We start from the raw sequence: 21281 nt of genomic DNA, 5'->3' as shown, positions 1-21281 counted from the left end.
CCTTAAAGATTAGTGCGCAACGGCTTCACGCTTGCTTTCTTCAAATGCAGTCATTTCTGCTTCTTCTTTTGTTGAGCCGCTTTCGATCAGTTCTGAAATACGTGTATTAATCTTCAAATACGCTTTCGGTACGACGCGGATAAACTGCTCTGAGTACTTCTCCCAGTAAGTCAGAATCCGTTTGCCGTGACCGCTCTCTGTATATTCAACGTGTTTTTCAATCATATTATAGACGTCCTGCTTCTCCTGTGGATCCACTAACGGTTCAATCAGGACAAGCTCTTCGTTACAACGCTCTTTGAATGAGCCGCTTTCATCGAAAATATATGCGACGCCTCCGGACATACCGGCTGCAAAGTTACGCCCGGTTTCACCGAGTACAACAACCCGTCCGCCAGTCATATATTCACATGCATGATCTCCAACACCTTCGACAACTACTTCTACTCCACTGTTACGTACGCAAAAACGCTCTCCTGCTACCCCGTGAATATAGGCTTCACCATCAGAAGCACCGTAGAATGCAACGTTACCGATGATGATATTCTTCTCAGGCTGGAATGTGACAACCGGATCCGGGTGAACGATGATTTTACCACCGGATAAGCCTTTACCGACAAAGTCATTGGCATCCCCAATGAGACGAAGTGTCATACCTTTAGGGATAAAGGCACCAAAGCTCTGCCCTGCTGATCCTTTAAACGTAAAGTTGATTGTATCCTCAGGAAGCCCTTCAGCACCGTAGCGGCGTGAAATCTCACTGCCTAGCATCGAACCGGTTACTCGGTTAATGTTACGGATTGCAGTCGTAAAGAAGACTTTCTCTCCTTCTTCAATTGCTTTTCTCGCCTGTGGAATCAGTTCCTGATAATCAAGCGTTTTATCTAAACCATGATCCTGATTCTGCATATGATAACGGCCCACTTTAGCAGGCAGATCCGGTGAATAAAGCAGCGGTGCCAAGTCAATGTCTCCAGCTTTCCAGTGATCAATGTTCGGATTGCGCTCAAGGAAATCTGTGCGTCCGATCATTTCATTCACTGTTCTGAAACCAAGCTCTGCCATGATTTCACGTGTTTCCATAGCGATAAATCGCATAAAGTTTTCTACATGGTCAGCATCACCGGTGAACTTTTTACGAAGCTCAGGGTTTTGTGTTGCGACACCAACCGGACATGTATCCAGATGACACACGCGCATCATAATACAGCCAAGCACGACAAGCGGCGCTGTAGAAAAGCCGTATTCTTCTGCACCAAGCAGTGAAGCCATGACAACGTCACGCCCGGTCATCATTTTTCCGTCTGTCTCGATCACAATACGGTCACGCAGACCATTTAATAGCAAAGTCTGGTGCGTTTCAGCAAGTCCGATTTCCCAAGGAAGGCCTGTATGCTTCAGGCTCGTTCTCGGTGCAGCACCGGTACCACCGTCATATCCGCTGATCAGAACAAGGTCAGCACGCCCTTTTGCAACACCGGCAGCGATTGTGCCAACTCCTACAGCTGACACAAGCTTCACGCTGATACGCGCGCTCGGATTTGCATTTTTCAGGTTATGAATCAGTTCTGCAAGGTCTTCAATTGAATAAATATCATGGTGCGGCGGAGGTGAAATCAGTTCAACGCCTGTTGTTGATCCACGCACTTCTGCAATCCATGGATAGACCTTTTTACCAGGAAGATGTCCACCTTCACCAGGCTTCGCGCCCTGTGCGACTTTAATCTGAATCTCATCTGCATTGACAAGATAATGACTTGTCACACCAAAACGGCCGGATGCAACCTGCTTGATCGCACTTCTGCGTGAGTCTCCATTTGGTGACGGCTTAAAGCGTTCAGGAGATTCCCCGCCTTCACCGGAGTTACTGCGACCGCCGATACGATTCATCGCAATGGCAAGTGCTTCGTGTGCTTCCTGCGAAATAGAGCCGTAGGACATCGCACCAGTTTTAAACCTGCGGCAGATTGCTTCTACAGATTCAACTTCTTCAATCGGGATGGATTGTCCCTTTTTAAATCTCATTAAGCCTCTAAGCGATTGAAGGTTTGCCCCTTCTCCTGCAAGCAGCTGTGAGTATTTTTTAAATGCAGCATAATCATTTGTACGGCAGGCATGCTGCAGTGTATGGATCGTGCTTGGATTATACGTATGATGTTCTCCATCTGCACGGTACTGGTAATCATCCCCTGAATCCAGGCTTGGCGTACCCGCACGCTTGTCTTTATATGCGCGCTCATGACGAAGAAGCACTTCTTTTTCGATCATATCCATCTTGATTCCACCGATTCGTGACGGCGTTCTTGTAAAGTATTTATCTACTACTTCAGGGTGAATACCGAATGCTTCAAAGATCTGAGCCCCTCTGTAACTCTGAATTGTTGAAATTCCGATTTTAGACAGTACTTTGATGACACCATCTGTCGCTGCATTGATAAAGCTTTCAACTGCCTCATCGTATGTCTTTCCTTCAATTTCACCCGTTTTGATCAGGTCTCGCACCGTTTCAAACGCAAGATATGGATTAATGCCTTCAGCCCCATAGCCGAGAAGCGTTGCGAAATGATGAACTTCTCTTGGTTCACCTGATTCAATTAAAATACTAACCTTTGTACGTGTTCCCTGACGGATCAGGTGATGATGCAGACCCGCTACTGCCAGAAGTGCAGGGATCGCTGCCTGACCTGCTGTTACTCCGCGGTCAGAAAGGATAAATAATACTTTGCCATCTGCTACAGCCTGGTCAGCTTTTTCAAAAATAGCTTCCATTGCCGGCTCAAGGCTGCCTTCTTTTGCATCAAACAGTGTTGAAATCGTCACTGCACTAAAGCCATCAAGGTTTTGCTGGCGAAGAGATTCAAGCTCTCTATTATTTAAAATTGGTGTCTTAAGACGGATATGTTTACAGCTTTCAGGTCCCGGTGCAACAAGGTTTCCTTCAGGTCCGATTGTCGTCTCCACCATCGTAATCAGTTTTTCACGGATCGCATCAATAGCTGGGTTTGTCACCTGTGCAAACAGCTGCTTGAAATAGTTATATAAAAGCTGAGGCTTTTTAGATAGCACAGCAATTGGTGAATCATAGCCCATTGACCCTACAGGATCTTTCCCGTCTGAGACGAGCGGCTTAATGATTTTATTTAGTTCTTCACGTGTGTAACCGAATGCAACCTGTTGCTCTGCAAGGTCTTCGCCTGTAATTTCAGGCGCAATTTCTGCAGGCTCTTCCAGCTCTTCAAGATCCTTCAGATTTGTCAGCCATTCTTTATAAGGCTGCTCAGAAGCAATTTGCAGCTTCACTTCCTCATCCGGAATAATCGTTCCTTTTTCAAGGTCAACAAGCAGCATTTTCCCTGGTGTCAGACGCTCTTTGTATTCAATGTCATCAGCAAAGATATCAAGTGCGCCAACTTCAGATCCAAGTACAATCATGCCGCTCTTTGTTACGTAATAACGCGCAGGGCGAAGTCCATTACGGTCAAGGAATGCACAGATCTGGTTACCGTCAGTTGTTACAAGGGCAGCCGGACCATCCCAAGGCTCCATTAATGTACTGTGATACTGATAGAAATCACGCTTTTCTTCGCGGATTGTACTGTCATTTGACCATGGCTCTGGCACCATCATCATAGCGGTGTGGGCAAGTGAACGTCCTGACAGGTGCAGGAATTCAAATGCATTATCAAACATCGAAGAGTCACTTCCGTCGTCATCAATAACAGGCAGAATTTTTTGCAGTTCATCTTCGTTAAAATGTTCAGAAGCACACATCTTCTCACGTGCTCTCATCCAGTTCACATTTCCCCTAAGCGTATTAAATTCTCCATTATGGATCGTATAACGGTTCGGGTGGGAACGTTTCCAGCTTGGGAAGGTGTTCGTACTGAAACGCGAGTGGACTAGCGCTAACGCGGATTTGAAGTCTGGGTGATTCAAGTCAATGTAGAAAGAATCCAGCTGTTCCGGGATCAGCATCCCTTTGTACACAATGGTTCTTGTTGAAAGACTGCTCACATACACATCTTCAAAGCCTTCAATCATTGGGAGTTCACGTTCAATTCTGCGGCGGATCACAAACAGCTTACGCTCAAAATCCATTTGATCCTGCAGATCTTCAGAAGCTTCAACAAATACCTGGCGAATCGCCGGCTTTGATTTTGTTGCGACCTTACCTACAAATGAATCGTTGATCGGTACCGGTCTCCAGCCAAGGAAGCCCTGTCCTTCTTCCTGAATAATCTGTTCGATCAGCTCTTTACTTTTCATTCTTGTGTTATGTTCCTGAGGCAGGAAAACCATTCCTACGCCGTACTTACCTGAGTCAGGGAGAAATATATTTTCTTTTTCACATTGTTTTTGGAAGAAACGGTGTGGGATCTGTGTCAGGATTCCGGCTCCGTCACCGGTACTTGTATCGGCTGACTGACCTCCACGGTGTTCGAGGTTACATAGAATGTTAATCGCATTCTGAACGATATTATGCGTCTTTTCCCCATTAATATTGGCAATCATGCCAATACCGCATGCTTCATGTTCGAGTTCCGGGCTATATAAACCCTGCGGATCCGGATAACCAGTCTTTTTCATCTAAACGTCCCCTCTCTTTTTTAAAAGTGTGAAAGTCGTTCTTCATTTGTAGTGAAGAGAGGCAATTGCCCATAGTACTTTCATTTTCGAACTAGTATATCATGAAAATGACATTCACATAAAATTCAGATAACGATTTTTATTGCATTTTTATGAATAAAAATGAATGAAAACGCTATCATATCACGTCTCCTTATATACAAAAACGTCTTACACCCCTTGGTATGTATGCGTTTATATTTAATAAGAAGAAAAATTCAAAAAAAAGATGATTTTTTATAAAAAAACAGTTTGAGCTTCCGAAACTCACACCCATATTACCTAATGATGTAAGAAAAATGGTTATTTTTGATAATGATCTCGCGCCGAGAGAACAAAAGTGCGTAACATTTTTAAGTTTGCTATGCTTAAGAAAGTGAAGATTTTTAAGGAGGTTGTACATATGAACAAGGTATACGATTATACGGTTCGCAAAACCAATGGAGATGTAATATCACTTGATGCCTATAAAGGTCAGCCGCTTCTGATTGTAAATACGGCAAGCAAGTGTGGCTATACGCCTCAGTTCAAAGGCTTACAGGAGCTGCACGAGCAGTATCAGAATGACGGACTCGTCGTACTTGGCTTCCCATGTGATCAATTTGCAAATCAGGAGTTTGAAAACATCGAAGAAACAACAGAATTCTGCCAGGTCAACTACGGCGTGACTTTCCCACTAATGGCAAAAGTAAAAGTAAACGGGGAAGAAGCTGAGAACCTGTTTAAATTCCTTAAAGAAGAAAATGGCGGAGACATCAAATGGAACTTCACCAAGTTTCTCATCAACCGCGACGGCCAGGTAACAGGACGCTACGAACCCGCAGTAGAACCTGCTGACATGAAAGCAGATATTGAGAAAACTCTCTAATGACTTTATGTGAAGCCTAAGGCAAGATGATGAGACTTAATTAGCCCTCTAACTTTATATCGCAATCTTAGTGCAGCGAAGCATAAGGGGGCGACTCCTGTGGCAGGAAGGGACAGGTGAGACGATCACGGCGAAGCCTGATGGCTCACCGCCCGGCCACGGAAAGCGTCCCCCTGAAGCGCAACGAAACGAGTCAAAGAGGCTCAGACATTGTCTCAGCCCCTTTTTTCTATTCAGTCACCGCTTGAACATCTTCCTCTACCGGCCATCTAGAAAAGTCAGTAATAATCCCATCAACACCATAAGAAACCGCCTTCTGAATCAGCCTCTTATCTTTCTTCGACCAAACCAGCACTTTCCCGCCGCGTGCATGAATCTCATCGACGGTTCTTTTCACAACGGAAGAGATATTAAAATTAATGTATGTTGCAAATGAGGTCAGATCATCCAATTGCCATAGTGATACGGGTACAAAGGAGGCTTTCATGAGGACTGCGATTTGGAGGTCCGAGTCCAGTTCATGGATACGCTTCATTGCGTCAATATCAAATGACTGTACAATGACACTTTCTGTTGCAGGGTATTGTGATAATACCTCTACTACTTTTTCTTCTATTCCGGGATATAATGCAGGGTGTTTAATCTCTATCAGAAGCCCTACCTGCCCATAAAATGATTCCATTAATTCATTCAGCGTAATGACCGGTTCACCATAATAGTCAGGGTGAAAATGCGATCCTGCTTCAAGTCCTTTCAGTTCCTCTAACGTCATATTCTTAATAAGACCGCTTCCGTTTGTGGTTCTGTCGACCGATTCATCATGCATGATGATCAGTTCACCATCCTTGGATAAATGAACGTCTGCTTCAATAAAGTCTGCACCGAGCTCTATCCCTTTTTGAAAAGCTGCATGTGTATTTTCCGGCGCATAACTTGCTGCCCCTCTATGAGCAACTGAAATTAACCCTTCTACACTCACGTCTTTAACCGGCTGACTGATATATCCCACCAGTAAAATCAGACAGGCCGCAATAAATGTGATGAAGGTCAGTCGCCTTCGCTTCCACATCCCAATCATTTTATTTCCCCCTCATCCAATAAGTCTGAATTTTCTATTTATATAATAGTATACCATATTCCGGGGAAGGTGGAGGGGGTATTTGCCTCAGGATGCACATATTTTAACCCCTGCAGCATGCTCACCACAGGGGTATCTCTATTTATATTATATGACCCTCTCAAACTCTTTTTCTATATAATGCCCTGGAAACGCAGGACAACTTCTGCGATGATTGCAGATCCTAAAAATGTACCGAGGAGTACAAACACTGCAACGACAATTGTTCTCCATCCAAGCTTCACAAAGTCTGTCCAGGAACGGCCAATTGCAATACCTGCATACGCCAATATTGGCGTAGTCAGTGCGAGCAACTGAACTTCCGATGTCCATTTAACAACGATTGAAGATCCGGGCATCCAGGGCATCGAAAGTACAATCCCGATAATTGCAATATATGCAACACTCGGAATCTTATAGGACAGTGCTTTTTGAATGATCAGACCTGCTAAGCAAATCAAAACAAGAATAAGCATACCGGGCAGCGCTGAAAGTGGCATGACATCGTAACCAATCCAGTTGGCCGCTAGCGAGACAACCGCAAAGATACTTAATAAAATGATCCACTCCTGAATATTTTTTAACATTAGGACTACCCCTTCCCTGCTTTATTTCTTGTCATAAGCTGATACATCTTTTCTGTAAGCGGAAGACCAATCAGCATACTCATATACAGACCCGTTGAAAGTGATAACAGGTTACTGGCGCCTGCAAATGCAATGATATCGTTCTCAAATTCAGGAAAGGCTCCGATGAGTGATCCACTCGCAGCTGCCATCATACTGCCGCTTCCGATACCGGATGCCATGGCAAATGACAGCGGGTGCAGAGGTGTCAGCGTGGCCAGGAAGCCAGCGATCAGCCCCATAAAAACAGCGCCAAAAACAGTACCGAAAATGTAGATTGCCATGACCCCTCTGCCTTCAGGTGAGTTGAACCCATACTTGTCCATGATCAGACCGACGTTCGGCTCTCTTGCAACAGAATGCGTCATTCCGATACTCTCACGTTTGAGTCCGAGAAGAACCGCTAAAGGTAAAGCAAGCAGAATCGTACCAAGGTTACCAAACTCCTGCAGTAAAAGTGCAGGACCCGCTTCAATGATCTGCGGAAGCGACGGTCCGATGACAACACCGATTTTTGCAATCAGCAGCGTCACCCCAAGAACAATTAAAGGCTCAGCATTTTTAGACTGCTTTTCTTTTACAGCCGGCGTGAAATAAAGCCCAAGCCCGATCAGCAGCGCATAAAGCATTGGTAAAAGGAGCACGACACCGGGACCGACTGAAAACTGATGCGTACCGATAACCTCTGCAAACACAACGATTAAAAACACAATGACATGAAGACGCCAATCTTTCCAGATACCTAAATGAACCTGACTCATTTTGTTCCCCCTTATTCAAATAACGATGGAAGTCCAAGCGTTAAGAATGGAATATACGCAAGAAGCAAGACGACAATAATGCCTGACACAAAATACGGCAGTATGTCTTTAATTGTTTTTTCAATACCCACTTTTGCGATATAGCATGAAATGAATAATGTAGCTCCTACCGGCGGAGTGAACATCCCGAGTGCCAGTGAAACAAGCATGACAATTGAAAACTGAATTGGATCCATTCCAATCTCTGCTGCAATCGGGAAGAAAATCGGAATAAACAAGAACAGGTTAGGTACGAGCTCCATGATCATGCCAGCAAACAGCATGATCGCAATCAGCACTAAAATCAGTGCCCAACCAGGCAGCCCTAAGCCATTCAATGCTTCTGATATCATCCGTGGGATTCCTTCAGAGATCAGCACCCACGTAAAAATCATTGATGTACATACCGTGACCATCACGACACTCGTTCCATGAACGGTTTCTTTTAATGATTTGTAGATGTTTTTCCACGTAAGACTTTTATAGACGAATAACCCGACAAGCAGTGCATAGACCACTGAAATTGCAGCCGCTTCAGTGGCAGTAGCGATTCCAAGCACAATTGACCCTAACAGAATCACCGGTAACAGCAGCGCCCATGAAGCTTTGCGGATATGATATAAGAATTCCTTAAAAGTAGGCTTCTCTTCTCTTGGGTAACCGCGTTTCACAGACAGAATCACTGTTGTAATTAAATAAATGATCCCGACGAGAATGCCGGGGATAATACCCGCAATGAACATTTCAGCAATTGATAGATTTGCAAGCCATGCAATAATGATCATCGTGCTGCTTGGCGGAATGATAATCCCTACAACTGAGCTCGAAGCATTGATAGATGCAGCAAAAGATGCACTATACCCTCTCTTTTTCATTTCAGGGATCAGTACACTTCCCGTAGAGGCAGCGTCAGCGACTGATGAGCCCGATACGCCGGCCATCCCCATACTGGTCACGACTGACACACATCCAAGACCACCGGGCAGTTGTCTGACCATTGAATCAGCAACATTGATAATCCGCTGCGCGATTTTCCCATGGATCATCAGATTCCCCGCAAGAATGAAAAATGGAATCGCTAAAAATGCAAATGACTGCGTATTTGAAAAGAAACGCTGTGAAAACATTTCAAGCGGAATACCCGCTACAAGAATATACATAAGTGCTGAAGCGCCCATTGCAAACGCGATTGGTACGCCAAATACGATCAACAGAAAAAAACTAATGACCATGATCCAGATCATCGAGCATCTCCTCCTCATCTGGAACTTCAAGCTTACCAAGTACAATCATCACAAACTGATAGATTAAAATAAGCGAGATCGCCGCAAACGATACAGTGACCGACGTGATCAGCCACGTCTTTGAAATCCTTAATACCGGCATCACCTGACTGACTGTATTCTCTCCCATGCGATACGCTGAAAAAGACATATATACAGAGAAAAACAGCATCACTAATTTTGAAAAAGCAAACATCCATCTCTGAACGGCTTTTGGCATCAGGCTTCTGAAAAAATTAATTGATAAGTGTCCTTCATTTTTTGTCACTGCAATCGCAGCGATAAATATAACCCACGGAAATAATAAAAGCGTTAATTCATTTGAAAAAACCAGTGGGAGGTCAAATACATAGCGGCTTAACACTTCTCCAAACACAACAATCGTCAATACGACCATCATGATAGAAGCGATGAGATCCAGACCATCAACCACCCGGTCAATCCACGTTTTTTTATGAACAGCTGACATGCGTCTGCCTCCTTTTTCAGAAAAAGCGGGGCCCGCTCAGCTGCCCCGCTCCTGGCTTTATTGACGATATTTCTCTAAGAACCCTTGAATATCCTGGATAATTTCCTCACCCATAACATCTTCCACTTCCTTATACACCGGCTGCGCCGCTTCCTGGAACGCTGCAAGGTCAGGCTCAGTTACTTCTACGAACTCTTCCTGTGCACGCTCGAAGTATTCCTGCTCACTCTCTGCTACCACTTCACGCGAAGCGTCACGTGCTTTTTCAGCACCTTCCATGACAATCTGCTGAAGATCTTCATCAAGGCTGTTAAATACATCCTGATTTAAAATCATATAGCAGTAATAATAAGTGAAATTTGTCATTGCAAGATAATCCTGCACTTCATGCATGTTCTGATCGAAAATGTTTAACAGCGGGTTGAACTGACCATCTATGACACCCTGTGAAAGACCGCTATATAGCTCTGTATAAGCCATCGTTGAAACGGAAGATCCGAATGCTTTAAATGTTTCGATTAAGCTCACATCGTTTGGTGAACGCATCGCTAAGCCTTCAAGGTCTGATGGCTCGTTAATTGGACGGACATCGTTTGTAATATGAGTAAAACCTAGCTCTGTATCAGTTAATGCAACAAATCCCTGATCCGTTGCTTTTTCTCTTAACTCAGTACCGATGTCACTATCAAGTACAGCATGTGCCTCTTCCGGCGTTTCCACGATAAACGGCAGTGACAGTGCTGCATATTCAGGCACAACATTCGCCAGTTCATTCGCTCCCGGGATCGCCATTTCAAGCGCACCTACCTGAACTGCTTCAATCATTTCAGGGGATGAAGCATATGTTTCATTCGGAAAAAACTCGATTTCAATACGTCCATCTGACTCTGCCTCAACGTACTCTTTAAATGCAATTGCTGCTTCCCCTTTTGAATCTCCTTCTTCACCTGAATTCCACCCAAGCTTCCACTGGTATTCAGCTTCTCCCGAACCGCCGCTATCTTCACTGCCGCACGCAGATAATGCAAGTGCACCTCCAAGCATCATTGTTGCGCCAACCCATTTAAACTTTTTCATTCAAGCTCACTCCTGTCTGATTGATCAATTTTTTCAAGCATATGTTTCAGTACATGAATCGTTTCTACACAATGTTCAAGTGATGACCATTCTTTTGGATTGTGACTGACACCATCTTTGCTGTTTGTAAAAAGCATTGCAGTCGGCACGTAGCGGCCCATCACCATCGCGTCATGTCCTGCCCCGCTTGGCAGATGGAAGGCTTCTTTTCCTGTTACGTAAGCCGTACTTTCAGCAGCAATCTTCTGCATTGTGTCCGACAGTTTGACAGGCGTCACATTCAACGTTTCCTGCACATTAATCTTAATCCCGTGCTTTTCTTCAATCTCAGTGATCAATTCTCTTGCTTTCTCTACAATGCGATCTTTTAATTCCATATCTATATCGCGTATATCAGCGGTCAGCTTCACCTGACCCGGTATCACGTTAACGCCGTTTGGCGACACCTCAAGCTTTCCGACAGTCGCAACACCAGAACTGCTGATTTGACCCGGAATATCTTTCAGTCTTAAGACAAACTCACCGGCCGCAACAAGTGGATCCTTTCTTCCGATCATCGGCGTATTACCAGCGTGTCCAGCATCTCCTTTGAATGTAATAGTCAGCCATGATGGACCTGCAATACCGGTTACTACACCTGTTGAAAGATTTCTTTCCTCAAGCTGTTTGCCTTGTTCAATGTGAACCTCTACATACGCTTTTATTTTATCAAGTGAACGCTTCGACTCACTAAAGTTTTTGAGTGAAAGACCGTGCTGTTTGAGGACTTCCTCAAAAGGAGTGCCATTATAATCTGTCAGCTTAACCTGCTTTGCCATATCGACTTCTCCTGCCATCGCTCTGCTGCCAGTCAGTCCACCATTAAAGCGCGCACCTTCTTCATCAGTAAAAATGACCACTTCATAATTCGTTTCCGGCACATACCCTGTTTCTTTCCAGGCCTGCGCGACTTCTAAAGCAGCAAGTACACCAAGCGGGCCGTCAAAATGGCCGCCATTAGGTACACTATCCACATGAGAGCCGGACATGATTGACTGACTCTGATCCTTTCCATAGAGCATGCCAAATACATTCCCCGCTCCATCTTCATAAATGGATAGCCCTGCTTCTTTCATCCAGATTTTAATCAGCTCTTTTGCAGCACGCTCTTCATCAGAAAATGACATTCTGTTGCTTCCCTGCTTATTTGTCAATCCGATTCTACTAAGTTCAGCGAGCCTCTGAGCTACTCTTTTTCCGGAAATACCCTCCCGATCGAGTGCTGCAGGATATTGATGGAGCAATCTTGATAGAAATAGTTTTGAAAAACTGGCTGTTGCCTGCATCGCCACTTGATCACCTCTTTATCTTTGTAATAGTTGAAATTATAAAATAAGTCAGACTATTTTATAATGTCTATTACAGACAAAGATATAAGTTTTATTTTGTCTTTAAAGGACAATCATACAATTAATTTTCCAAAAAGCTGTCTATATTTACTGCCAATTGCAACTCAAAAGCTTCTTTTCCCTGAATAGCATTCAGTTCGAGCACCTCTTTGATCAGTTTCAAACGATACTTTACTGTATTTACGTGTATAAATAACGCTTCAGCAGTCTGTTTCATATTCTGATTCAGCTCAAGATAGACGCTCAGCGTGATCATCAGACTGCCGTTATGAGCCTGATCAAATGCTTTCAACTTCCCCATTGTATCTTCCACATACGCTTCAAGTTCACGTACTTCTGTCTTTAAAAATAACCGCTGGAAACCAAGCTCAAAATAGGCTAAAAGGGAGCTGTCCTTGTTTTTTGTCAGCAGGTAATCGACACACTTTGACGCATCATTAGCTGATATTTTCACATCCTCAAGGTGTGTGACGGTTCTCCCGATACCAATCAGTATGGAAAGACCGGCAGTCTGCCTTACTTCCTCAACCAGCTGAGTAAACAAAATTCTGATACGCTCATAAGCTGATGATTCATCTATGTATTCAGGATAGGCAAACATAAAAATCATATCCAGATTCTGATCAAGAATGAACGCTTTATAGGGAAACTGAGCCAGCTTTCTTGTAATGACACGCAACAGCGTCTCTTTTTTCACAGAGATTTCTTTCAATGACATCAATGATTCCTCAATTGTTAATTGCACAAGAAAAAACTGACGACCCTCTATGGCGCCTGAGGTTGTGCGCGCAATTTCATTCACAGTCAGCTCATCCAGCTTTCCATATAACAGCTGATCAAGTACATAGCCTGAGTATGTCAGTGCTTCATAAGAGCTTTTATCCCGCCGGTTCATTTCAAGCGCAAAAATCATAGATGCCTGCTCAATTGCAAACTGATCCAAGGGGTCAAGCACTTCTCGTTCATCCAGATAAATACAGATCAATCCCATTGCCCGCTGATCAGTACGCACCGGAAAGAAATAAACTCGCTCCTGAATATGATGATCCCGAATGTTGCATACAGACCCTTTTTCCTGCGCCAATCCATTTGATAATTCCTGTGGATATTGCTGTATTAACAACCGGCCTCTGGCGGAAGCATGGTCACTTGAAGCCTCCAGCATGTCAAAAAACTCGTTAAAAACAATGACTTCAGCATGGACAAGAGAAGCAAGTGTTTTTGTAATTTCTTCAAGTCCTCCCTGCGAAAGTGATACCCTGCTGAGCGCTTCATGCACCCTTTGCGTCCGTTCACTCTTCGAAAAAAGTGTGGCATTTTCTATCGCAATGACCGCCTGTACTGCGAATGTTTCAAGCAGCTTCAGATCCTGCGCATTAAAAACCACGTTTTCATCATAGATGTCTACCGTCAAAACACCGATACACCCTTTTTTCGTCATCAGCGGCACACAAATCGCACTCGCAGGATACTCCATATCGCCGCGAGCCTGTGAATAGTACTTTTTCGTTTCTTTGTTGATATCCGTCATGCCCTTTAATGTATCGTCATGCGTCGAAAAGATTCTACCCTGCTGAGAGACAAATGTCTTCCCGCTCATCCCTTCACCAGGCTCAAGTAATGCATGCTTCAAATATTTCATATTGAACCCTGCTGCTGCTTTGGCATAGAGCTTACCGATCTTTTCGTCATATAGAAACAGGACACTCGCGTTTGATCCGTCAATGACATTCAGCACCTCTTTAATCAGCTGGTCGAGCACTTCATCTATGTGAAGTGTCGATGTCATTGCCTGAACTGAATTAATTAGGCTTCGCAGTTGTTTTTCAGTATCCATTGTAATCCCTCCGAAAATTCCCATAACTTTTGATTTATCATACACGGAAGGCTTTCAGCTGAACAGTTGATTTTTACCAGAACTGCTCTCAAATCAAAAACTACCCGGGCAGGCGGATGTTCCGCTTACCCGGGCAGTTATTTTTTATAACATGAATTATTCGCTGATTTTAAAACCGATCTTCCCAAGCTGTTCTGCTCTTTCAATCCGTTCAAATGCAGCTTTGTAATCCGCTAGATCATACACTTCATCCATCACAGGGTGAATCTGATGTTTTTCAATAAAAGCAATCATTTCATCAAGCTCTTCAGCACTGCCCATTGTAGAGCCAAGCAGGTTTTGCTGGCCATAGAAAAGGTCACGCAGATTAATGGTCACTTCGTCTCCGGCTGATGCGCCAAACGTGACGATCGTGCCTCCTTTTCTAAGCTGCTTTAAAGACTTATTAAAAGTCGCTGCCCCTACACACTCAATCACAAGGTCCATCTTCTCTCCGTTTAGTGCTTCTTCCCAGTCACCTTCACTGTGAATCGCATGATCAGCACCCAGCTCAAGCGCTTTCTGACGCTTTTCTTCTGAACGTGAAGTCACATATACAGTAGCGCCGGCTGCTTTTGCAAACTGTAGAAGAAATGTAGCAACGCCGCTGCCGATACCAGGGATCAGCACTTTCATCCCTTCTTTTATCTGACCACGAGTAAACAGCGCGCGGTAAGCTGTTAATCCTGCAAGCGCGACAACACCCGCTTCTTCCCAGCTGAGGTGGTTCGGTTTTTTGACAGCGTTATCTGCTGGAAGTACAATACTTTCTGCAAATGTACCGTGACCCGGGAGTCCGACGATGTCAAAGTCAGCTGGTGGCGCATCCGTATTATCCTTCCAGTTGATACCGGGGTTTACAATCACTTCGTCACCTTTGCTGACGTTTGTCACCCCATCACCGATTTCATCGACAATACCGGCTCCATCAGAGCCTACAACAAGCGCAGGATCTTCCTCGGCATGTCGTGTCAGTACAAATAAATCCCGATGATTTAAACCAGCCGTTTTCAGCTTAATTCGTACTTCCCCCGCTTTCACTTCAGCCTGATCCAGATCTCCGTATGTAAGGCCATCCATTCCTTTAGTTCCTTTGTGATATACTGCTTTCATTATTAAATCCCCTTTCAGGATAGAGTATTTTCTTCAATCGTGAGACATTCCTTGCCTTTCCGTACTACAGACTTGCCGTTTAAAAACGAATATGGTCCGCCTTTTCCTTCCACTGTCATAATTAAAAGCTGACCCGTTCCATAGTTCAGTTCAACAAGGTCAAATTCAGCAGACAAGGGAGGTTTTGTCTCTTCATAGATCCGGTCATGAAATGATTCAATATCCAGATCATCCGGTACACCCAAAATCGTTTGTCCATGTCCTTTTACGCGATCAGCGATACCAAATACGACACTGCCGCCACCACCGTTTGCCATACAGATCGCGTATTCTACCATCTTACGCACATTATCCTCAGTTTTTAAACTCCACTGTTTAAAATCCAGGTCCTGCCCTTCAAAATCATCTGCAACATGGACGTCTAAGCGGCCAATCATTTGCATAATCTGATAAATGGATTTCATCATTATCACCCTCAGCCATTTAAAATAAACGGAATCAAAAAGCTTGCGATCAGCAGAATCACTGCAGCTGCAATGGATGGAGTGAAGAACACGACCGCCTTTTCAAAGCGAGGTTTGTAAAGTCCATTACTTTCAGTCACAGCATGTGCCTCTCCCAAGTTAGATGAAAGACCGCCTGATGAACCAAAAAAGAAGGCTGCCGCTAAGATCGCAAGTCCTGCAAATTGCCAATCCATAAAAGTAAACCTGACCAGAATATAAGCGACCGCCGTCATCAGGATCAGGGAGATTAAGAGTCAGATCAAGTAATTCTTCATCCTTACCCCTTTCAAATGTTTTATGTTATATTCCTTCCCTTTTTAGTTTAACAAAAACTTGTTCAGATTTTTCAGTAAAATAGGTTATGATGAAAGAAACTAATAAAAGGAGTGAAGGCAGAATGAATAATCATGAAATTGATTTCAAGCTTTATGGAGATGACATGCAGTTTGTAGAAGTGGAGCTCGACCCTCAGGAAACGGTAATTGCTGAAGCAGGCAGTCTGATGATGATGGATGACGCAATCAGAATGGAGACGATTTTCGGAGACGGTGCCGCGTCTTCTGGCGGACTGATGGGTAAACTGCTTGGCGCAGGTAAACGTGTGTTAACTGGTGAAAGCTTATTCATGACTGCATTCACTAACGAAGGCAGTGGCAAAAAACACGTCAGCTTCGCCTCCCCTTACCCAGGTAAGATTATTCCGCTTGACCTCAGCACAATTGACGGAAAACTGATTTGTCAGAAGGATGCTTTTTTAGCTGCTGCAAAAGGTGTTTCAATCGGTATTGAGTTTCAGCGGAAAATCGGAACCGGCTTTTTTGGCGGGGAAGGATTTATTATGCAAAAACTCGAAGGCGATGGCATGGCATTTGTACATGCAGGCGGCACGATTCATAAAAAGGAGCTCGGTCCCGGTGAAGTTCTGCGCCTTGATACGGGATGTCTGGTCGCGATGACCGGTGGAATTGACTACAATATTGAAATGGTTGGCGGAATTAAAACAGCTATGTTTGGTGGGGAAGGATTGTTCCTGGCAACGCTGCGGGGGCCGGGGACAGTGTGGGTGCAATCATTACCATTCAGCCGCCTGGCAAGCCGGGTATTCTCTGCAATGCCTCGTAATGGCGGTTCAAAGGGTGAAGGCAGCGCAGCAAGTAATCTTTTTGATATTCTTGGTGGTGACAGGTAATAAAAAAGAGACTGCAACATGATTGTTTTAGCCTCTACAAACGTTTCGCTGCACTTCAGGCGGATGCTTTTCGGACGGAGTAAAGCTTGAGCCTCCTCACCTTCGGTTGCGGGGTCTCAGCTTCTCACTAATCGTCCCGGAGTCACCGCCTTACGCTCCGCTACACTAAATTTGACCTTCATAAGAAGAATATAAAACTCATATTTTTCAATTTATTCAAACCTCTGTTATTCACCATATATCTCTTTGTACGCGAGTACCTTGAGCGCTTTCAGTTCTTCTTCAGTCAGGGATTGTTCAAGTTTTTGAATGACTTCCTGTTCAGAGAGGGTGCCTGATTCTGCATCTGACTGCATTTGACGGAGTTCGCTTATTCCTACCTTCTGAATCATGACACGGGACGCTTCAGCCCTTGTTGTGAATGCCAGATTTTCGTCATCCTGTGCAGCTTTTGCTTCCTTAAGATAGCTGCTTAAAACAGGGTCCTGCTCAATATATGTTTTCACCTGATCCATCTGACCGGTTTCCTTCATATCAGAAGTAACCGATTCAACTACCTGATCAGCTGCCATTTCTGTCCCAAAATAATAGACTGCGTATAATCCTCCGCCAATCAGCGCAATTAGAACCACTAAACCAATTAACAGTTTTTTCATTTTTTCACCTCAACAGTTATTATACAGATATACACGTTTTCAACGCTACTATTATGTGAATAGTATGAAGAGAATCTAATCCAGAAAGGATGTCACTATGCAATCTTTAAAAGGCAAAAAAGCAATTATAACTGGCGGGAGCCGGGGGATCGGCGCGGCAACTGCAATTGAACTGGCGAAAGAAGGAGTGGACCTCGGAATTATCGGACGCTCTGAAGATCACCTGAAAAAAATGAGCGGGCAATTACGAGAGTACGGCGTTAAGGTTGAAACTGCCGCAGCTGATGTCAGCTATGAAGCGGATATCCAGCATGCAGTTAAAGAGCTGGCTGAAAAGCTCGGACAAGTTGATATATTAATTAATAATGCAGGTCTAGGTGCATACGGAGAGTTTCTGGAGCTTACGACAGATGACTGGAATAAAGTGCTGCAAACCAATGTTATGGGGATTGTTCATACAACAAAAGCAGTTCTGCCGGACATGATTGAACGTAAAAAAGGTGATATTATCAATATTTCTTCTATGTCGGGCCTTAAAGGTACCAAGGGTTCAAGTGCATACAGCGCATCAAAATTTGCTGTAAATGGACTGACTGAATCACTGATGCAGGAAGTTCGTCCACATAATATCCGAGTCTCAACGATTACACCAAGTTTAGTCGAAACAGACCTGACCCGGGGTGAAGACGGAGAGCGCAATCCTGACAAATTCACACAGGCTGAGGACCTGGCAGAATACATTGTCAGCCTGCTGAAACTCGAACAGCGGTCATTTATCAAAACCTCAGCCATTTGGGCGACGAATCCGTTTTGATCAATGGAACAAAATAAGCGTTCCGCTGCGCTTCAGGTGGACGCTTTCCGGACGGAGGTTGTTGAGCTCCTCAGGCTTCGCCTTGCGGGGTCTCAGCTTCCCCTTTAATCGTCCCGGAGTCGCCACCTTCCGCTCCGCTACACTCAAGTGTAAATTAAATCTAGTGTTAACTTTTCAATTCAAACCGTTTCAGTTACATTCCTGTTATTATTCATATTCAAAAATCACAAATCGCTCATTGTGATTTTGCTCAACCAAGCCCGGAACCGGAATTTGCTGTGTTAGATGAAATGCTGAATTTTCTTCTACATAGTGAATATATTGAACAGTTGGATAATACAAAATTAACGTTGCATGCCTCGGGTGTTCTTCAAGTGACGCTGCGATCCGGTTCATGACAGCTGAGAATAACTGCAGTGAAAATGGATTGAAGAAGTAAAACACATTTTGTTCAGCTCTTACTTCATACTTTTCAGCGAAGGCACGTTCAAATTGTATGCTGCCTTTTTTCAGCTTCCTTTTAGCCAGATAGGATGATTGGTTTTCAAGCGCTGCCTGATAGAGCCTCGGATTCATTTCGATACCTGTTACATCAATTCCGAACCGGTGATGTAAGTAAAATGATACCCGTCCTTTTCCACAACCGTAATCAACGACACTTCTTCCTTGTAAAGGATAAGCATCACTCAGTGCTTCCAGACCCTCATAGGGCGTGGCTTCATAGCGATTATGGTGGATAGATGAACTCACTGTTTCAAGCAGGCTTGATGTCTGAATGGACAATTGGTGATCATTGGTCATTAGCCTGCCTCTTCCTCTTTAAATTGCATTTTATTAAAAACTTCATCTTTGATCTCAGAAAGTGTTCGCGGATTGCTTGCGATATAAGAGCTGACCATTAAATATTCCTTATCATTTAAGTGAGACTCTGAAGAAAGCCGGTCCAGCGCGGGAAGTCTGAAATCTTTGATGGGTAAATAAGCGAGGACAAAAGGATGGCTCCCTTTGGTCACAATCACTTTAACACCTTTTAACCTTGGAAAAAACATTGAATGATAATCCAGTTTCAGCTTAATATCCTGCTTCCCGGCATGCTTCAGCTGAGGTAAATGGCTTGGAAGTGCTGTGAAAAAAACCATCTGTTCATAGGAATACACTAGCTCACCCAGTGATAGCCCCATCTTTTTCGCAACGCGGTCAGCCTTTATTTTTAATGATCTCACATAAAGCGGTCTTGTCGAAATAAGGAAGACCGCCGTAAAAACAATAATATTTAATAAGAATAAGGCATATTCCACTTTTACACCTCCTGCCAGACAGCTACCCGATTTTTCCCGTGTTTTTTTGCTTCATACAATGCCTGATCAGCCAGCTCCACCACATCAAAAGGATCCACTGATCCGTCAGATGCCGATACACCAAGGCTGACCGTCAGCTTTCCTTCCGGCTGAAGCTCCCCTTTTGGAAAAACGGTTGTTTCCACCTTTTTACGAATTCTCTCCGCAACCACACATGCCTGCTCTTTTGCGGTACGCGGTAATAAGACGACAAATTCTTCCCCGCCAAAACGGTAGGCAAGGTCATCTCCACGGAGACTTTTAGTGATGACGCCTGCAAGCTGCATCAGCACCTCGTTACCAAGCAAATGTCCATTTGTATCATTATAATTTTTAAAGAAATCTATATCCAGCAGAATAATAGCAAATGGCGCGTTGCAGAATTCAGCAGATAACGACTGCTGAAATGCCCGCTGGTTATAAAGGTTCGTTAATCCATCTTTTAATGCCATCCGCTCAACTGATTCATACTGGCTTGCCTGATGAAGAGCAATCGCAGCCTGGGTAGCGAGAGGCGTGATAATATCAATATCATGCATATTCAGCGGTTTTTGATTGACGAGATTATCAATAATGACAACACCTGATTTTTCTCCCTGATGCATCATCGGAATAACAACAAACTCGTTTAGATTCAACAGATTTTGAAATTGCTTCATCAATTCATCCTGCTGGTCGATCTGTTTAACAAGCATAGGATTGCCGGAGTTCATGACAGTTGTAAGAAAGCTGTTCTGGGTAAGTGGAATCGTCATCTCCTGCACGATTTCATTTAATAACTGATCAGACTTTTCCTCTTCTTTTTTATCAATTAACTCAGCCAGTTCGTAGCGATTAACCGTTATGTTTTCCCAAATTGCAAACCCTTCTTCTGCCCTGACAGGTCCAGTGGCCATGATTCCTTTTAACAACTGGCGGTCTTCTCCTAATAAAAAGATCATTGCACGGTTATATCCAAGACCATGCCCGGCTGTCATTGAAGTTAAAATCGTTTCAAGCAGCCGTTTTGTGTTGAACGTCTGCTGCATCGCCTGGCTGACACTTTTTGTGACGTTCAGCTGCTTCGAGTTAAACGTTAAAATCTCAAGCCAGTGATCCCGCTGCCTGCGTATTTTTCTGACATAATATCTGACGGCATAGATTGCGAGTGCAAATAAAAAATAGGCAGCATATACATTAAGATCAGCCTGCCCCGTAATCATCGATAAATAAATAGATGAAACGCCTGCTGCTATCATACCCCCACTGAAATGAAAACTGATGACAGTCGCAGCGATGACAAACAGAAGCATCCACGCAACATGAGAAGGTGATGCAAGCCATTGCTCAAAAAGAACAAGCAGCACTGTGGAGACTACAAATATTAACCGATTCATGTATCCGTTTACAAAAAATCGAAACGTGTTGGCAAGAAACGCCACAACGATAAAGGATGCTGTTAAAAATAGTCCCTCCATCACGCCTCCTCCTAATAGGTAATTTGTCACAAATTAATTATAATACATGGAAGCGTTACATTTCAATAGAAATAAAGGG

At 44.0% G+C, this 21281-nt stretch carries 19 protein-coding genes; 3 read left to right on the top strand and 16 right to left on the bottom strand.

Annotation, left to right across the window (positions count from 1 at the left end; genetic code table 11):
• Positions 1-9: 9 nt before the first annotated feature.
• Positions 10-4587, bottom strand: a complete 4578-nt coding sequence (gene gltB / locus ACH6CZ_RS07340; RefSeq protein ID WP_374096779.1) for a glutamate synthase large subunit — start codon at positions 4585-4587, stop codon at positions 10-12.
• A 442-nt stretch (positions 4588-5029) separates the two neighbouring features.
• Between gltB and ACH6CZ_RS07335 the strand changes: the two genes are divergently transcribed.
• Positions 5030-5494 (top strand): glutathione peroxidase, encoded by a 465-nt coding sequence (locus ACH6CZ_RS07335; protein WP_374096778.1) that lies wholly within the window; start codon positions 5030-5032, stop codon positions 5492-5494.
• A gap of 229 nt (positions 5495-5723) precedes the next feature.
• Here ACH6CZ_RS07335 and ACH6CZ_RS07330 read toward each other — a convergent pair whose 3' ends face one another.
• The 11 genes from ACH6CZ_RS07330 to ACH6CZ_RS07280 all read right to left on the bottom strand — a co-directional run bounded on the left by ACH6CZ_RS07330 (position 5724) and on the right by ACH6CZ_RS07280 (position 15943).
• Positions 5724-6572, bottom strand: coding sequence for a glycerophosphodiester phosphodiesterase (locus ACH6CZ_RS07330; protein WP_374096777.1), 849 nt, complete (start codon positions 6570-6572; stop codon positions 5724-5726).
• A gap of 173 nt (positions 6573-6745) precedes the next feature.
• Positions 6746-7198 carry a hypothetical protein gene (locus tag ACH6CZ_RS07325; protein ID WP_374096776.1) on the bottom strand — a complete coding sequence of 151 codons (453 nt, stop codon included), beginning with the start codon at positions 7196-7198 and terminating at the stop codon, positions 6746-6748.
• Positions 7199-7203: 5 nt separating this feature from the next.
• A complete protein-coding gene (locus ACH6CZ_RS07320) occupies positions 7204-7998 on the bottom strand; it encodes a DUF3100 domain-containing protein (protein ID WP_374096775.1) in 795 nt (264 codons plus the stop codon).
• Positions 7999-8009: 11 nt separating this feature from the next.
• A complete protein-coding gene (locus ACH6CZ_RS07315; protein WP_374096774.1) occupies positions 8010-9281 on the bottom strand; it encodes a TRAP transporter large permease in 1272 nt (423 codons plus the stop codon).
• Entirely contained in the window at positions 9259-9789 is a 531-nt protein-coding gene (locus tag ACH6CZ_RS07310; protein WP_374096773.1) for a TRAP transporter small permease, read from the bottom strand. Before ACH6CZ_RS07310 ends, ACH6CZ_RS07315 begins: the two co-directional genes overlap by 23 nt.
• Before the next feature lie 57 nt (positions 9790-9846).
• Complete coding sequence (locus ACH6CZ_RS07305) at positions 9847-10866, bottom strand: TRAP transporter substrate-binding protein (RefSeq protein WP_374096772.1); 1020 nt, start codon at positions 10864-10866, stop codon at positions 9847-9849.
• Entirely contained in the window at positions 10863-12191 is a 1329-nt protein-coding gene (locus tag ACH6CZ_RS07300; RefSeq protein WP_374097443.1) for a M20 family metallo-hydrolase, read from the bottom strand. Before ACH6CZ_RS07300 ends, ACH6CZ_RS07305 begins: the two co-directional genes overlap by 4 nt.
• A 124-nt stretch (positions 12192-12315) precedes the next feature.
• Positions 12316-14091 (bottom strand): helix-turn-helix domain-containing protein, encoded by a 1776-nt coding sequence (locus ACH6CZ_RS07295; RefSeq protein ID WP_374096771.1) that lies wholly within the window; start codon positions 14089-14091, stop codon positions 12316-12318.
• A gap of 156 nt (positions 14092-14247) precedes the next feature.
• A complete protein-coding gene (locus ACH6CZ_RS07290; protein WP_374096770.1) occupies positions 14248-15243 on the bottom strand; it encodes a zinc-binding dehydrogenase in 996 nt (331 codons plus the stop codon).
• Between the two features lie 14 nt (positions 15244-15257).
• Positions 15258-15710: an AlbA family DNA-binding domain-containing protein gene (locus ACH6CZ_RS07285; RefSeq protein ID WP_374096769.1), complete on the bottom strand. Its 453-nt coding sequence runs from the start codon at positions 15708-15710 to the stop codon at positions 15258-15260.
• An 8-nt stretch (positions 15711-15718) separates the two neighbouring features.
• Positions 15719-15943, bottom strand: a complete 225-nt coding sequence (locus ACH6CZ_RS07280; RefSeq protein ID WP_374096768.1) for a hypothetical protein — start codon at positions 15941-15943, stop codon at positions 15719-15721.
• 203 nt (positions 15944-16146) lie between these two features.
• Here ACH6CZ_RS07280 and ACH6CZ_RS07275 point away from each other — a divergent pair, with 203 nt between their 5' ends.
• Positions 16147-16938, top strand: coding sequence for a TIGR00266 family protein (locus ACH6CZ_RS07275; protein ID WP_374096767.1), 792 nt, complete (start codon positions 16147-16149; stop codon positions 16936-16938).
• Positions 16939-17165: 227 nt separating this feature from the next.
• Here ACH6CZ_RS07275 and ACH6CZ_RS07270 read toward each other — a convergent pair whose 3' ends face one another.
• Complete coding sequence (locus ACH6CZ_RS07270; protein WP_374096766.1) at positions 17166-17594, bottom strand: hypothetical protein; 429 nt, start codon at positions 17592-17594, stop codon at positions 17166-17168.
• Between the two features lie 97 nt (positions 17595-17691).
• Between ACH6CZ_RS07270 and ACH6CZ_RS07265 the strand changes: the two genes are divergently transcribed.
• Positions 17692-18408: a 3-ketoacyl-ACP reductase gene (locus ACH6CZ_RS07265; RefSeq protein ID WP_374096765.1), complete on the top strand. Its 717-nt coding sequence runs from the start codon at positions 17692-17694 to the stop codon at positions 18406-18408.
• Between the two features lie 207 nt (positions 18409-18615).
• On the opposite strand, the gene ACH6CZ_RS07260 is transcribed toward ACH6CZ_RS07265, so the two are convergent.
• Genes ACH6CZ_RS07260 through ACH6CZ_RS07250 form a run of 3 tightly spaced genes read right to left on the bottom strand, consistent with a single transcriptional unit; the run spans position 18616 to position 21202 of the window.
• The gene (locus ACH6CZ_RS07260) at positions 18616-19209 is read right to left on the bottom strand and encodes a class I SAM-dependent methyltransferase (protein ID WP_374096764.1); all 594 of its coding nucleotides are present in this window, start codon (positions 19207-19209) and stop codon (positions 18616-18618) included.
• Positions 19209-19706 carry a hypothetical protein gene (locus ACH6CZ_RS07255; protein WP_374096763.1) on the bottom strand — a complete coding sequence of 166 codons (498 nt, stop codon included), beginning with the start codon at positions 19704-19706 and terminating at the stop codon, positions 19209-19211. Before ACH6CZ_RS07255 ends, ACH6CZ_RS07260 begins: the two co-directional genes overlap by 1 nt.
• 2 nt (positions 19707-19708) lie before the next feature.
• On the bottom strand, positions 19709-21202 hold the full coding sequence (locus tag ACH6CZ_RS07250) for a sensor domain-containing diguanylate cyclase (RefSeq protein ID WP_374096762.1): 1494 nt from the start codon (positions 21200-21202) through the stop codon (positions 19709-19711).
• Positions 21203-21281 lie beyond the last annotated feature (79 nt).

Source organism: Jeotgalibacillus sp. JSM ZJ347, assembly GCF_044383825.1.
GTDB lineage: Bacteria > Bacillota > Bacilli > Bacillales > Jeotgalibacillaceae > Jeotgalibacillus.
The sequence above is the reverse complement of the archived record's forward strand: the minus strand, read 5'-3'. Positions and strand labels throughout refer to the sequence as shown.